General features: G+C 39.4%; 13 protein-coding genes. 1 reads left to right on the forward strand and 12 read right to left on the reverse strand.

All coding sequences use genetic code 11. The features are described from left to right. Positions 1-197 precede the first annotated feature (197 nt). The 4 genes from VCHSUH04_RS09050 to thiT form a co-directional block, all read right to left on the reverse strand. Complete coding sequence (locus VCHSUH04_RS09050) at positions 198-533, reverse strand: cupin domain-containing protein (RefSeq protein ID WP_105086291.1); 336 nt, start codon at positions 531-533, stop codon at positions 198-200. A 305-nt stretch (positions 534-838) separates the two neighbouring features. Beyond that, complete coding sequence (locus VCHSUH04_RS09055; protein ID WP_105086292.1) at positions 839-2,074, reverse strand: molybdopterin molybdotransferase MoeA; 1,236 nt, start codon at positions 2,072-2,074, stop codon at positions 839-841. Beyond that, complete coding sequence (gene mobB / locus VCHSUH04_RS09060) at positions 2,055-3,179, reverse strand: molybdopterin-guanine dinucleotide biosynthesis protein B (protein WP_105086293.1); 1,125 nt, start codon at positions 3,177-3,179, stop codon at positions 2,055-2,057. The genes VCHSUH04_RS09055 and mobB overlap by 20 nt, the downstream gene beginning before the upstream one ends. Continuing rightward, positions 3,172-3,702: an energy-coupled thiamine transporter ThiT gene (thiT, locus tag VCHSUH04_RS09065; protein WP_105086294.1), complete on the reverse strand. Its 531-nt coding sequence runs from the start codon at positions 3,700-3,702 to the stop codon at positions 3,172-3,174. The genes mobB and thiT overlap by 8 nt, the downstream gene beginning before the upstream one ends. Positions 3,703-3,886: 184 nt before the next feature. Here thiT and VCHSUH04_RS09070 point away from each other — a divergent pair, with 184 nt between their 5' ends. Then, positions 3,887-4,873 carry a GMP reductase gene (locus tag VCHSUH04_RS09070; RefSeq protein WP_039969037.1) on the forward strand — a complete coding sequence of 329 codons (987 nt, stop codon included), beginning with the start codon at positions 3,887-3,889 and terminating at the stop codon, positions 4,871-4,873. A 245-nt stretch (positions 4,874-5,118) separates the two neighbouring features. Here VCHSUH04_RS09070 and tnpA read toward each other — a convergent pair whose 3' ends face one another. The 8 genes from tnpA to argC all read right to left on the reverse strand — a co-directional run bounded on the left by tnpA (position 5,119) and on the right by argC (position 13,447). Further along, positions 5,119-5,580, reverse strand: coding sequence for an IS200/IS605 family transposase (gene tnpA / locus VCHSUH04_RS09075; RefSeq protein WP_005380067.1), 462 nt, complete (start codon positions 5,578-5,580; stop codon positions 5,119-5,121). Positions 5,581-5,774: 194 nt separating this feature from the next. Further along, the gene (locus VCHSUH04_RS09080) at positions 5,775-6,959 is read right to left on the reverse strand and encodes an MFS transporter (protein WP_105086295.1); all 1,185 of its coding nucleotides are present in this window, start codon (positions 6,957-6,959) and stop codon (positions 5,775-5,777) included. A 234-nt stretch (positions 6,960-7,193) separates the two neighbouring features. Continuing rightward, positions 7,194-8,549 (reverse strand): C4-dicarboxylate transporter DcuC, encoded by a 1,356-nt coding sequence (gene dcuC / locus VCHSUH04_RS09085; protein WP_105086296.1) that lies wholly within the window; start codon positions 8,547-8,549, stop codon positions 7,194-7,196. Positions 8,550-8,755: 206 nt separating this feature from the next. Next, positions 8,756-9,934 (reverse strand): M20 family metallopeptidase, encoded by a 1,179-nt coding sequence (locus tag VCHSUH04_RS09090; protein WP_105086297.1) that lies wholly within the window; start codon positions 9,932-9,934, stop codon positions 8,756-8,758. 95 nt (positions 9,935-10,029) lie between these two features. Next, positions 10,030-10,212: a hypothetical protein gene (locus VCHSUH04_RS09095; protein WP_005385822.1), complete on the reverse strand. Its 183-nt coding sequence runs from the start codon at positions 10,210-10,212 to the stop codon at positions 10,030-10,032. Positions 10,213-10,350: 138 nt separating this feature from the next. After that, complete coding sequence (locus VCHSUH04_RS09100; RefSeq protein WP_105086298.1) at positions 10,351-11,538, reverse strand: aspartate aminotransferase family protein; 1,188 nt, start codon at positions 11,536-11,538, stop codon at positions 10,351-10,353. Between the two features lie 90 nt (positions 11,539-11,628). Continuing rightward, positions 11,629-12,486, reverse strand: a complete 858-nt coding sequence (gene argB / locus VCHSUH04_RS09105; RefSeq protein ID WP_105086299.1) for an acetylglutamate kinase — start codon at positions 12,484-12,486, stop codon at positions 11,629-11,631. Positions 12,487-12,496: 10 nt separating this feature from the next. Continuing rightward, positions 12,497-13,447 (reverse strand): N-acetyl-gamma-glutamyl-phosphate reductase, encoded by a 951-nt coding sequence (gene argC, locus VCHSUH04_RS09110; protein ID WP_105086300.1) that lies wholly within the window; start codon positions 13,445-13,447, stop codon positions 12,497-12,499. Positions 13,448-13,498: the final 51 nt, after the last annotated feature.

Genomic DNA, 13,498 nt, shown 5'->3' on the forward strand with positions numbered 1-13,498 from the left:
TTCATTGACATTGAACCTCCTATATTAAAATGTTGTGGTTGCCAGACCAACTTCATTTTATCACTAGGAGGTTCTTTCCTTTTCTCTAAGAATTTTTACCGACCCCCAGTTTAACTGGGGGTTTAGTCATGCCTATTCGGCGTACAGCAAAAAATGCATCCCCTAGAAATCCAAGGGATGCATTCATTATGATATATTTATTTAACTACGGTCAACAGCATCTTGAAGTTTTCGCGAGCATCAAGGCTATGTGGCACTTCAGATGGCATAATCAATGTTTCTCCAGCTTTCACATTATGTTCAACATCGCCAACGACGATGTGCGCCTCCCCATCGAGGATTTGCACAATCGCGTCACCTACAGTTACATGTGTAGAGATTTCTTCTCCCTTTGGCAACGCAAATAAGGTAATACTGAGGCGTTCATTTTGGGCAATCGTAATACTAATCACTTGCCCTTCTTTATACTCTAAACGATCTCCTAGATGTAAAATTTCGTTAACAGGGATATTTTTTGTGAAAGTCTTACTCATAAAAATCACTCCTTATATAACTATATAATGGCAAAGATAATTAAAAAGTAGATTAAAATAAATTTTGTCAAACCTCAATTGATGTAACTAAAAGGATTATCCTTTCGTTGACTTTATTATAATTTGACTGAGATTAAATTTCAGTAACTGCAGCAACAGAATTGAATGTATTTTATATAAACAAACAGACGAGGCCTCTACAGAGACCTCGTCTTGTTATGTATCAATATCGGTAAATATGACAGATATTAAATATGCTTAATTATTAAGATGTTGATTATCTAAAGCTGTTAATCTTATATATTTTAAATGGCTGGTAATAGGCCTAACAAATACACATTAAAGGTATCACCAGGGCGCACCTCATGTATACCACGAGGAATACATGCCAATGCATTCACCGTATAGAGGCCTAACATACTGCTACTATTAAAATGGCGGTTAGCCACAAAGCGTGGGACCCCACCACCAAATATGACTTTACCTTGTACGTACCGATCAAAGGCATTACGCTTAAAAATCTCTGAATCCATTACGCAGGCCACGACTGGTGTAGTCCAGTTTGCCAACCCTTTATAGCGTTTTAAGGTCGGTGCTACGATTAGATGCCAACCGTTAAACGCAGCCCCTGGATTACCAGATAGGCCAAAAATAATTTGACCTTTAGGCGTTACAGCACCATAAGATGCTGCACCAGGCCGCATTTGAATGCGCGCATAAATAGATTTAGCGCCTAATTTTTCATAAATAAGAGGCATTGTATCAAACAGCCCTACGGATACACCGCCAGAGCTAATGATAATATCAGCATCTTCACTGAGCTGTAACACATGATTAATTTCAGACTCTAGTTCCTCTGGAGCATCACTCACATGATAATGCGTTATCTTATGAAAACCTAAATCCTCCAACAAGCCGCATATCATAGCTCGATTAGAGTTATAAATCTTGCCAGGTGTTAAACTTTCACCAGGCTCAATCACCTCATGTCCTGATGTAAGAACTAACACCCGAGGCATCGCATTTACAGTTATTTCAGTAAACCCTAGACCAGTCAAAATAGTTTGTACTGTAGAGGTTACCTCTGTACCACGTGGAATCACAGTAGTTCCAGCACTACATTCCTCGCCTTGCGGGATGATATGATCACCACATTTATAGTTACCTTGAATAGTAATTGTTGTGCCTGGTTCTCCGGAACCAACCACCTGTTCTTGCATAATAACGGTATCACATGTATCTGGTACGGGCGCACCAGTCATAATACGTACTGCATGTCCAGATTCAACAGGATGTTCCCATACAACACCAGCACCTATAATACCGTCAACAATATACTCATTACAATCTGCTTTGAAAGTAATGGCATACCCATCCATGGCAGATTTAGGGAAGGCTGGTACATCTGTAGGGGCAATAATATCATCTGCTAACACATATCCTTTAGCAGTCTTAACATCAATGGTTTCTACTTTATGAACTTGTGTTTGTAAGGCCTCATCCCATAATCGAAGGGCCTCCTCAACAGTAACGACGGCCATGTAAACTCCTCATCATTTCCTGTATGTGACATACCAATTGAGGTATGTCTTGGTCTAACTTGCTAATTTCAATTGTAGCTACTCGGTCCGTTGCATCCGAGATAAGCTCTTCCGTATGTCCCTCTTGGGTAACCTCTATAATAGGCGCAATTCCTTGGGACCTTGTTTCTAGTATAACTATATCGACAGGCATAAACTGTGATATTTCATACAGATTTGACTGTTCCTTCGTGCGAATTCGAATCGCTGTTTCATTAGGTCCTGCAATAGCTACTGCATCAGCTCCAGCTTTATAGGAAAGGTCTGTATCGGTTCCTTCATGATCCATTTGAAATCCATGTTTATCACTCTTTACAACGCCAACAGAAAATCCCGCTTGTTGTAATTCAGATACAAGGCGAGTTACAACTGTAGTCTTACCAGTTTTACGTTTTGATGCTACTACACTGATAAGTGGAACTCGACGAAACTCATTTTCTGCTAAAGCACGAGCCCATTGGTAATCATCAAAATGATTTACATTACTTAACTCCCAGCTATAATCACTGGCATCGATACTTTCAACATGACCAATAGTATCAATGGCATGATGCAAGGAAACATCATCACCAGCTAGAATAGATGAAAGTAACGATACAATATGTGGTCTATAAATCCCTGCCATAGGTTCTAGCTTACCAGCATTTCCCCTTGGGACAATGGCATTCCAAGTATTACAATCCACTTGATATAACCAGTCGTAATACAGATCCATATCCATGAATGGCATATCTACTGCCATCACAGCGTAGGCTGCACTCTGTCCTACTGATAAGGCACTATATAGCCCACCTAGAGGGCCACATCGCTCAACAGAATCCCGAACAATAGAAATTTTTTCTTTTTCATCGTTCGATAAAGTATCTAAGATATGTGTCTGAATGGCATGACCTAATTGTTCATCATCCCCAACAGAAATCAAAATATCATGTACATCTGCTTCAAGCCCCTTGCGGAGGGCATGGGATATGAGACTTTCACCATTAACCCAAGGCAATAAAGCCTTAGGCTCCCCCATCCTAGTACTAAGACCACCAGCTAAAATGATTAAACCTAAATTATCCACGACGCCCTAAACCTCGTTTAACACCTTGGTATAAGAATAATAAAACTACTATATTTAAAATTCCATCTGGCACCATATAAGATGCATTATAAATCATGGAGTAAATCCATGGATTTTGTCCTTGCGGAGCATAACTAGCAAAGACAACTACACCACTCATAACAGAAGCAGCCCAGCGGAATACAATGGCCACAATGGATCCTGAGATAAGTCCAGAAATAGAATCCTTGAAGTAACCGCAAACACCGATAGCACCATATGCTACCAAGTAATCTAAAATAATACTTAAATAGTGAATCGATGATTTAAAACCTAAGATAAAATGTAAAATACCATATACAACACCTGTAAAGATACCTCTTGTTCCGCCCCATCGATACGCATAAATCATGAGCGGTACTAAAGCTGCTGCTTTAATAGAGCCACCTTGTGGCATGTGGAAAATCGTGATAAATGACAATACTTGTGCAATAGCAATTGCTACGCCAGCTTCAGCAAGCATGCGTGTTTTTGACTGGTCCATTTCAATCGACCTCCTCTTTAGTATAACTTTTAAAACTGTAGTTTTATTTATACATCCTACTTGTATTGTACTACAGTTCTCACATGACACCAAACAAAATATTCGGAACGTATTGAAAATTTTACGCGTCTCTTGTATAATGGTACAGGTTCAATATGTAATACTCGAAGGAGATATAGAAAATATGATTAACACAACGAACATCTTTGATTATGAAGACGTGCAATTAATTCCTAATAAATGTATCGTAACTAGCCGTAGCGAATGTGATACACACGTTAAATTAGGTAATCGCACATTCCGCTTGCCGGTAGTTCCTGCAAATATGCAAACTATTATCGACGAAGAATTGGCAGAAAAATTAGCTCGTGAAGGTTATTTCTATATCATGCATCGTTTCCAACCAGAACGTCGTATGGACTTTGTAAAACGCATGCACGACCTTAACTTATATTCTTCTATTTCCATTGGTGTAAAACCAGAAGAATTTGCTTTAGTTGACGAATTCAAAAAAGCAAATTTAACACCTGAATACATCACAATCGATATTGCTCACGGTCATTCCAATGCAGTAATCGATATGATTCAATACATCAAAAAGAACTTGCCTGGAACTTTCGTTATCGCTGGTAACGTAGGTACACCAGAAGCAGTTCGTGAACTTGAAAATGCTGGTGCAGATGCAACTAAAGTTGGTATCGGTCCTGGTAAAGTTTGTATCACTAAATTAAAAACTGGCTTTGGTACTGGTGGTTGGCAATTGGCTGCTGTTCGCTGGTGCGCAAAAGCAGCTACTAAACCTATCATCGCTGACGGCGGTATTCGCGATCATGGCGACATTGCTAAATCTATTCGCTTTGGCGCAACTATGGTTATGATTGGTTCCCTATTCGCTGGTCATGAAGAATCTCCAGGGGAAGAAAAAATCGTTGACGGCAAAGCAGTAAAAGAATACTTTGGTTCTGCTTCTGAGTTCCAAAAAGGTGAACGCAAAAACGTAGAAGGTAAAAAAATCTTCATCGATTCCAAAGGTTCTATCTTTGATACATTAGTTGAAATGGAACAAGATTTGCAATCCGCTATTTCTTACGCTGGTGGTACTACTCTACAAGCAATCCGCAAAGTAGACTATGTACTTGTTAAAAACTCCATCTTCAACGGGGACCGTTAATACGATATTACATGTAAAAGCCACAGGATAAATCCTGTGGCTTTTTTGTATGTAATCAATGTGATCTACAACATATTCGTAATAATATTGCCATATTTCATAAATCAGAACCACCCGTAAAACGGGTGGTTTGCTCACGGGCTATAAGCCCGTAGTACTAGGCCAGCGTCTAAAGGCGCTGGCTTTCACTACGTTCAAGCCGCATAGCCATTGACTCGTAACGGTCCCCTTAAAGGGGATATGTATTACTTGCTACCCTTAAAAGGGTCCTCATATTCTTTTACACTAAGTTTATCTTTCATTTGGTCATGCAACTCTTGCTCACGTATATATTTTTTTACGGTTGCTTCATTTAAACCCACCGTACTTACATAATATCCCTCGGACCAAAAGTGTCTATTTCCAAATTTATACTTTAAGTTTGCGTGTTTATCGAACATCATTAGTGCACTTTTACCTTTTAAATATCCCATAAAAGATGAAACTGATATTTTAGGTGGGATTAATACTAGCATATGCACATGATCTGCCATAAGCTCCCCCTCTATAATCTTGACGCCCTTATATTCGCATAAACGTCTCAGTATTTCACGTAAACTATTTCTATATTGATTATATATAACTTTACGTCTATACTTAGGTGTAAATACTATGTGGTATTTGCATAACCATTTTGTGTGCGCAAGGCTCTGTGTCTTTGTTGCCATATAAAATCACCTTTCTTTTGCATATAATGCGGCTTGAACACCTACATTATACTTAAGTAAGGTGATTTTTTTGTATAACTTTCGTTGCCGCACCCGCATAGCGGGTGGTTTTATGATTCGCGACTACGTCGCGAACCAGTCTAAAGACAATAATAAAAATAGCCCCAAAGACATTTCGTCTTTGGGGCTATTATTTAAGCTTCAGCTTCTTTTGATTTTTCCATTAACATATAAGCGTATTTACCAGTACCTGCACTTACTACAAGTAATGCAGTCAATACGATAAATGCTACTGTAAGACTTGTGCCATGAGCAATGAAACCAATCAATGCTGGCCCCATCAAAATCCCCATATAGCCAAGCATGGTAGATGTTGCCACAGCTTGTGTCATAGGAATTACATTTTGTTCCCCCATGGCAGAGAACAAGTTTGGTACTACCATAGCTAAGGCAATACCAAGTAATAAATACGTATACATAGAGCCATAACCTGGTAAGAATACGATAAGGCCCATTGCAATAGCGCCTAATAAATACCCACCAACGACAACTTGTTTAGAGGTTAAATGTTTACCAATTGTATTCCCCAACAAACGGCCAATACACATAGTACCATTAAAGAGCATAACGCCCATAACGGCCTCTTCAATAACGATACCTTTATCTTCGAACAGATATAATGCACTCCAGTCCCCTACGGCACCTTCAACTAAGTAGGATACAAAGGACAAGAGACCAAAGATAATAGCAATGGGATGGAAAGATAATGGGCTTTTGGATTTTTTAACAACCTTTGCATTTGGATCACTACCAAAGGTCAACATAAATTGGCTAATCACAACCATGGCAATAAATAATACGATGAGAAGTCCCCAAATACTTTCATTAACAGGTAAGGATAATATTTTTAAGAGCACTAGCAAAACACCAGCGCCGGCAAAACCGCCTAAACTCCATCCACCGTGATAGGCACCCATTAAGTGTTTCTTACTCACCTTTTCTGTCAAGATAGCTTGTAAATTGGCAGACGCACCACTAAGACCTACACCTATACCAAAGAAGAACAAAGCAGCTGTAGTCGTAGCAATTGTAGAGCACATGGTAACAATAGCAAGAGATAACATGCCAATAAAGCTAGCTAATAAAACGACTTTCTTGCATCCAAAGTTCTCTACTAGCTTACCAGCTATGGCCATGGACAAACAAGAACCTACACCGAGCACTAAAATCATGGAACCCAGTACATCTTCACCAATGCTAAGCTTTGCCTTTAAATATGGTACAAAACCAGCCCATAAGGCTGTATACATACCTGGGATAAAGAACCCTCCAAAGGCACCACGAATATTTGCTGTTGAAATAGAAACTTGATCGCTCATTACATCCTTTCTGGCTTCTAGAACCGTCCGGCGAAGAAAGGCCCTTTTTATCCGCAAAGCGCTAAAACTTGCATCCTTGCAGGAAACCATTTTAATTACATATGATTTATTATTGGAATATAATAACTCTCTTTATGATACATGTAAAGAGGGTTTTCTAATTTTAAACTAAACTTAAAAAGCGATATATAGTATATCTGGTTAAATATAACTAATTAGTCTTTTAGATGACAGTTAGTAAAGGAGACATATCCCCACACAACTTGTAAGTAATGCTACAAGAACAGGTACAGCAGTTCGTTTAAGTAAATCTACTGATTTTATATGTGCCACGCCTGCTACGCCAACCATTACAGGACTAATAGGGCTAAGGAATAAGCCTAGGCTTGCACCGTTTTGCATACCAAGCATAGTAGTAATCGGATCAAGGCCTAGATGAGCTACGATATTAGGTACTAGTGGAACCAAAGTAAATAATGGCGCTACATTGCTACCTGTCACCATGCTAAGGCCTAACATGCCGCCCCCTAGCACAGAGGTAAGTCCTATGGAGTTAAGAGATAATGTTTGAAGTGCCCCAAGCAAGGATTCAATAAGACCTAAACTCACTAGTCCTTGTGCAAAGATTTGTCCCCCTATAATAAGTGTCACTGCATAAGAGAACTGGTTCCCCATACCTTCAAAGAAAATAGTTGTACTCTTAAGTACTGTTCTCAGATTTCGATGACGAATTAATTCAGCTAATAGAGCTATACCAAAGGCAAGCATCATAGCAAGGGTAACATTCATCTTCACACCAGGAAAGCCATATTGACTAAAGCCCAAAATAAAACACAATGGCAATAATGGGAATATCATATACGGCTTAGGCCCTATTGGCGCCTCTGGAATACTTTCACAAGCATCTATAGCCTTAGGTTCCTCCACCCGGTCACGATATTTCTGCCAGAAAAAGTGTGCTATAGCCGTCACAATGGCGACTAAGAAATAAAGGCGCAACTGGTAGCCTACAAAATAGTTTGGCACGGGCATATTCAAGGTCTTTGCAATGAGTAAGGTAGATACCGCACCAGGCCCTACGTCCATAAGATGCCCCGTTGCAATAACCGCTGCAGCCCCCACTGGGCTCACCCCAAGGCGAAGCAATACGGGATACATAGTAACCATCATAAGAAGTGCAAGACTCAACGGATTAGGTACACAAATAGACAGTCCCATATTAAGAAGAAACATTAGGGCCAGTACAATATATGGACGATTTAGACGATATAAAGGACGTATAAATGTATGTGCCAATCTCGTCCCTGCCCCAATATGCTCCATATATTTTGCATAACCAGCACAGGTCATAATCATGAGACCTAAATTTACTATATTCTCAGACGTAGTAATTCGCACAATATCCATGGCATCAAATATGAGAACTCCTGTGGATTGGTCACCAACTAATATGGCATCAATCCAGCTCGCCTCATAAGCGATGAACATCATAAGAATTCCTAAGCCAATCAAAATAGGTTGTGGCTGGTAGCGCTTCATCAATAAAAAGCCTGTAATAGCAATTATGATGAGACATATAACTATATTCATAAGTACCTCTCATAGAGAATGTATTAGACTTACAGAGGATTTATATCACAAGTACTACACTTGAATTATACTTATATAATACTTGTATCATACTTGCATCACATCCAACTTATACCTATATTATACCTATACTATACGGAAAATATAAATAAAAATACAATGAAAAAGCACCATATCCCGTAAGATATGGCACTTTTATACGCTTACTATTTATGTTCTTGTAACCACTGAATAGCATATTCAGCATATACCGCTGATGCAGCAGATAGTACGGTATCATCCATATTAAATCTATTATTATGATGATCGTAGGTAGCCTCTATTTCAGGGTTTTGAATACCAATAAAGGCAAAGCACCCTGGTTTATCTTGTAAATACCATGCAAAATCTTCCCCTGGCATTACTTTACGCATTTTAGAAAGCTTGTCTTTACCTAATGTATCAATAACGACACGTTCCGCCAATTCGCTAGATGCAGGATCATTAATAGTAGGCGGTACTTTTTTTATATATTCTAATGTAGCAGTTGCTCCATAAGCCTCAGCCGTATGTTCTACTACGCGTCGTATAGATTCAACATAGTACTCTTCTTGGTCTGGGTCAAAGAATCGAATAGTGCCCCCCATTTTAGCTTCACCAGGGATAACATTCCATTCAGATCCAGAGTGAATATTACCAATAGTGAGTACAAGAGAATCTAAGGCACTCACATTACGAGATACTACGGTTTGCAAGTTCATGACGATAGCACTAGCTACTACAATGGCATCAATCGCTTGATGTGGCTGTGCACCATGGCCTTGTTTGCCTTTTACATTAATAGTAATCTGACTACTTGCAGCCATACGAGGACCTTCTTCTACAGATATGAGTCCTGCTGGTAAGTCGATCCACACGTGACCGCCAAAGATAGAATCTATCTTATCATACCAATCACCAAATTTGATGAAATCTGGTGCACCCGCTCCTGTCTCCTCAGCAGGTTGAAAGGCTAAATATACGTCGCCTTCGATGCGGTCTTTCATAGACATTAACATCTTGGCAGCGCCTAGCAAGATAGCCATATGACCATCGTGACCACAGGCGTGCATTTTGCCTTCAGTTTCTGATTTATAGTCTACTGTATTATGTTCGTGAACAGGTAATGCATCAATATCAGCACGCAATGCGATGGCCTTACCTGGTTTATCACCGTGGATGATACCAATCAAGCCGATGCCACGCTCTGTATCTACATGAACCTCTACGCCCATAGATTCTAATTCTTTAGCGAGAGTCTTTGTCGTTTCAAACTCTTCATTGCTCAGCTCTGGATGTTTATGAAAATATCTACGCCAATCTTGAACGTAGCCTTTATATTGTTCGATTAAATCGCGACTATGCATGGTATCGCCTCCTTATAAAATCCCATAATCAAGGGGAATAACAGGGTAAAAGTAAAAGAAAACGACAGGCAGCGCCATGTCGTTTTCTTTATGTCTTATCGGTTGCGCAATACTGCTTGTACCGCCAAGGATACAACAGCTGTTGCAACTGCCACAGCAGCAGTGATTTTTGCTGTTGTGAAAAGCTCTTCTTTTGTAGGTTTTGCTTTTGTAGCAATATCTAATGTTTTTGCTACAGCAGGAACCAACACTTCGTTACGTAAGGATTCTGTATTCATATTTACTCCTCCAATATAGACTGTTTCTTCTAGGGTAACACGAATGAGAACTAAAGTCTATATATTCATCGATTTATTTCAATAATTATACGGTTACGCAACTATTTTAAATGATATTTATGAAAGTTATCCTTAAAATTATTTTGCAGATAACTCTGCAATAGCTTCAGCTACAATGGTAATCGCTTTTTCCAATTGGTCTTGAGGAATATTAAGAGCTGGTAAAAGACGTACTTTATTTTTTGCAGACAAGCATACAACGCCTTTTTCAAGACATTTCGCAATGACTGCTTTTGGATCTACTGTAGTTTCAATACCAAGCATAAGGCCCATGCCGCTCACACCTAGAATACCAGGTTTGCCGACTAAGGTAGTTTTTACATAGTCTCCTTTTACTTTTACAGAATCTAAGAATTCTGGTGTTAAACGATTAATGATAGTATTGCCTGCTGCCGCACAGATTGGATTGCCACCAAAGGTTGTAGCATGTGCACCAGCATTTAACACATATTGCATCTTTTCATTGAATAATGTAGCCCCCATAGGAAGGCCACCTGCTAAACCTTTTGCAGTAGATACTACATCTGGGTCAATGCCAAATTGTTGGTATGCGTATAGACTACCAGTACGGCCATTACCAGTTTGTACTTCATCGATTAACACGAGTTGATCGTGTTCATGAGCATATTTTGTTACTGCTTGTATGAACTCTTTATCTAGTGGCATAACACCACCTTCACCTTGAATAGGTTCCATCATGATGGCACAAACTGCTGGATTATCAAGAGCTTGTAAGGCCGCATCAATATCATTAGCAGGTGTATGAATAAAACCTTCTGTAAATGGGAAGAAATGTTGATGGAATACATCTTGGCCTGTAGCAGACAAGGTAGTAATAGTACGACCATGGAAACTATTAACCAAGGTGACGATGACATGACGACCTTCACCGTATTTGTCATGGCTATATTTACGAGCTGCTTTGATGGCACATTCATTAGACTCTGCACCAGAGTTAGAGAAGAATACCTTCTTCATACCTGTCTTAGCGCATAGTTGTTTTGCCAATTCAATTTGTGGTAAAGAATAGTACAAATTAGAGATATGGTTCAAAGCATGAGATTGCTTTGTTACCGCCTCTGTCCATTCATCGTCATCTACACCAAATGCGGTTACACCAATACCGGATCCAAGATCAATGTATTCTTTGCCATCTACGTCCCATAAAAGAGAACCTTTACCTTTTTCAAAACATACGTTAAAACGGCCATACGTATTGGCTATATATTCTTTATCTTGTTGTTCAAAATCGATTGTATTACTCATTACATCCTCCAAACGTACGGCCATGCCGTCGTCTATCTATATGAAAGGTAACGATGGTAATAAATGATTACCATCGCTATACCTACTATATTACTTTACAAACATCGTGCCAAGACCTTCATCGGTCAATAGCTCGATAAGAATAGCATGTGGGATTTCACCATTGATGATAAATACCTTTTGGGCACCAGATTTAATAGCCTCTAAGCAGCAATCTACTTTAGGAATCATACCGCCTGCAATAATACCATCTGCTTTTAATTGATCCGCCTCTGCCATAGTGATTTTAGAGATTAGAGAACTAGGATCATGTACATCACGTAGCACACCATCAATGTTAGTCATAGCCACCATTGTTTCCGCCTTAAGGGCACCGGCAATTTTTGCGGCTACCGTATCAGCATTGATATTATATGTCTTACCATCAGCCCCCATACCAATGGAAGAAATGACAGGAATATAACCTCTACTGATAACATCGTCGATAATACTTGTATCAATCGTATCGATAGAGCCTACATAACCAAGCTCATCATTTTGTTTATGAACTTGAATCATATTACCATCCACACCACAGAGACCAACAGCCTTACCACCAAGGTCTGTTAAGTCTGCTACAAGGCCTTTATTAACCTTACCGGCTAATACCATTTGTACTACATCCATTGTCGCTTCATCTGTGACACGCAAGCCATTTGCAAAACGGGATTCAATTTTCATGGCATCTAGTGTGTTATTAATAGCTGGTCCACCGCCATGAACGAGTACAACTTTTACCCCTACTAATTGAAGTAGCATTAAATCCTTCATAACAGATTTTTTTAATTCTTCATCAATCATAGCATTGCCGCCATATTTAACGACAACGTATTGATCTGTATATTGTTTAATATATGGAACGGCCGCAGTTAAGATATGCGCCCGCATTGCATTTGTTACGTCCTTCATAGTTCCCTCTCTAACCTAGTGCTAGGCCTGTATCCTCAGGCAAACCTAAAGCAATGTTCATGCATTGAACAGCGGCACCAGATGCACCTTTGCCTAAATTATCGAAAATGGCATTAACCATAATTCGTTCATTGTTACCAGTTACATAGATTTTCATGCTATCTGTATTGCTCATTTGATTGGCATTTAACATACCAGTATTGCTGTTCTCAGTAAATGGTACGACAGTAACGACTGTGCTATCTTTGTAAAAGTCTTCCAATGTTTGTTGCACTTTATCGATGCTAACTGACTTTTGACATAAACGACTATGGATGCCCACAGTTACTTCCATGCCGGAATAATAATCGTCAACAATAGGAATAAAAATAGGTGCTTCACTAAGTCCACAAACATGTTGAACCTCTGGCAAATGCTTATGTTGTTGACTAAGACCATATTGACGCGGTGCATAGAGAAAATAATCCTTTGGTTCACTTTCATATTGGCCAATCATCTTTTTACCACCACCGCTATAGCCTGTTAAGGATGTGATAGTGAAAGGATAATCTGTTGGCACAAGACCAGCTTTTACAAGAGGTGCAATACAAGCAATCATCCCACTCGCATGACAACCAGGGTTAGCAATATGTTTTTCAGTAGCGATGGCTGTTTTATAATCCGCACCGAGCTCTGGGAAACCATAGGACCAATCAGCAGCCGTTCTAAAGGCAGTCGATGTATCAATTACCTTACATGGTAATTCACCGATAGCGGCCATGATTTCTTTAGATGCAGCATCAGGCAAGCAGAGGAATACAATATCAGCCTCTTTAGCTACCTCTTTAATGGCCTCTACATTTTTACGATCCTCATCAGCTGTAGCTAATAATTCTATATCTTTTCTATCAGATAACCGTTCATGAATTCTTAAACCTGTCGTACCTTCATGCCCGACAATAAATACTTTATACGGTGCCATAGTAAACCTCAATTCTCACCTATTGGTGACTCATACCTATATATACAGCTC

This window comes from Veillonella sp. T14073-2, from assembly GCF_002959875.1.
Taxonomy (GTDB): Bacteria; Bacillota; Negativicutes; order Veillonellales; family Veillonellaceae; genus Veillonella; species Veillonella infantium.

Excerpts from the sequence above, each read along its gene's own strand:
- VCHSUH04_RS09055 (WP_105086292.1), bottom strand. The coding sequence starts at position 2,074 with ATGGCCGTCGTTACTGTTGAGGAGGCCCTTCGATTATGGGATGAGGCC.
- VCHSUH04_RS09100 (WP_105086298.1), bottom strand. The coding sequence starts at position 11,538 with ATGAGTAATACAATCGATTTTGAACAACAAGATAAAGAATATATAGCC.
- tnpA (WP_005380067.1), bottom strand. The coding sequence starts at position 5,580 with ATGGCAACAAAGACACAGAGCCTTGCGCACACAAAATGGTTATGCAAA.
- VCHSUH04_RS09070 (WP_039969037.1), top strand. The coding sequence starts at position 3,887 with ATGATTAACACAACGAACATCTTTGATTATGAAGACGTGCAATTAATT.
- VCHSUH04_RS09080 (WP_105086295.1), bottom strand. The coding sequence starts at position 6,959 with ATGAGCGATCAAGTTTCTATTTCAACAGCAAATATTCGTGGTGCCTTT.
- VCHSUH04_RS09050 (WP_105086291.1), bottom strand. The coding sequence starts at position 533 with ATGAGTAAGACTTTCACAAAAAATATCCCTGTTAACGAAATTTTACAT.
- argB (WP_105086299.1), bottom strand. The coding sequence starts at position 12,486 with ATGAAGGACGTAACAAATGCAATGCGGGCGCATATCTTAACTGCGGCC.
- thiT (WP_105086294.1), bottom strand. The coding sequence starts at position 3,702 with ATGGACCAGTCAAAAACACGCATGCTTGCTGAAGCTGGCGTAGCAATT.
- dcuC (WP_105086296.1), bottom strand. The coding sequence starts at position 8,549 with ATGAATATAGTTATATGTCTCATCATAATTGCTATTACAGGCTTTTTA.
- VCHSUH04_RS09095 (WP_005385822.1), bottom strand. The coding sequence starts at position 10,212 with ATGAATACAGAATCCTTACGTAACGAAGTGTTGGTTCCTGCTGTAGCA.
- VCHSUH04_RS09090 (WP_105086297.1), bottom strand. The coding sequence starts at position 9,934 with ATGCATAGTCGCGATTTAATCGAACAATATAAAGGCTACGTTCAAGAT.
- argC (WP_105086300.1), bottom strand. The coding sequence starts at position 13,447 with ATGGCACCGTATAAAGTATTTATTGTCGGGCATGAAGGTACGACAGGT.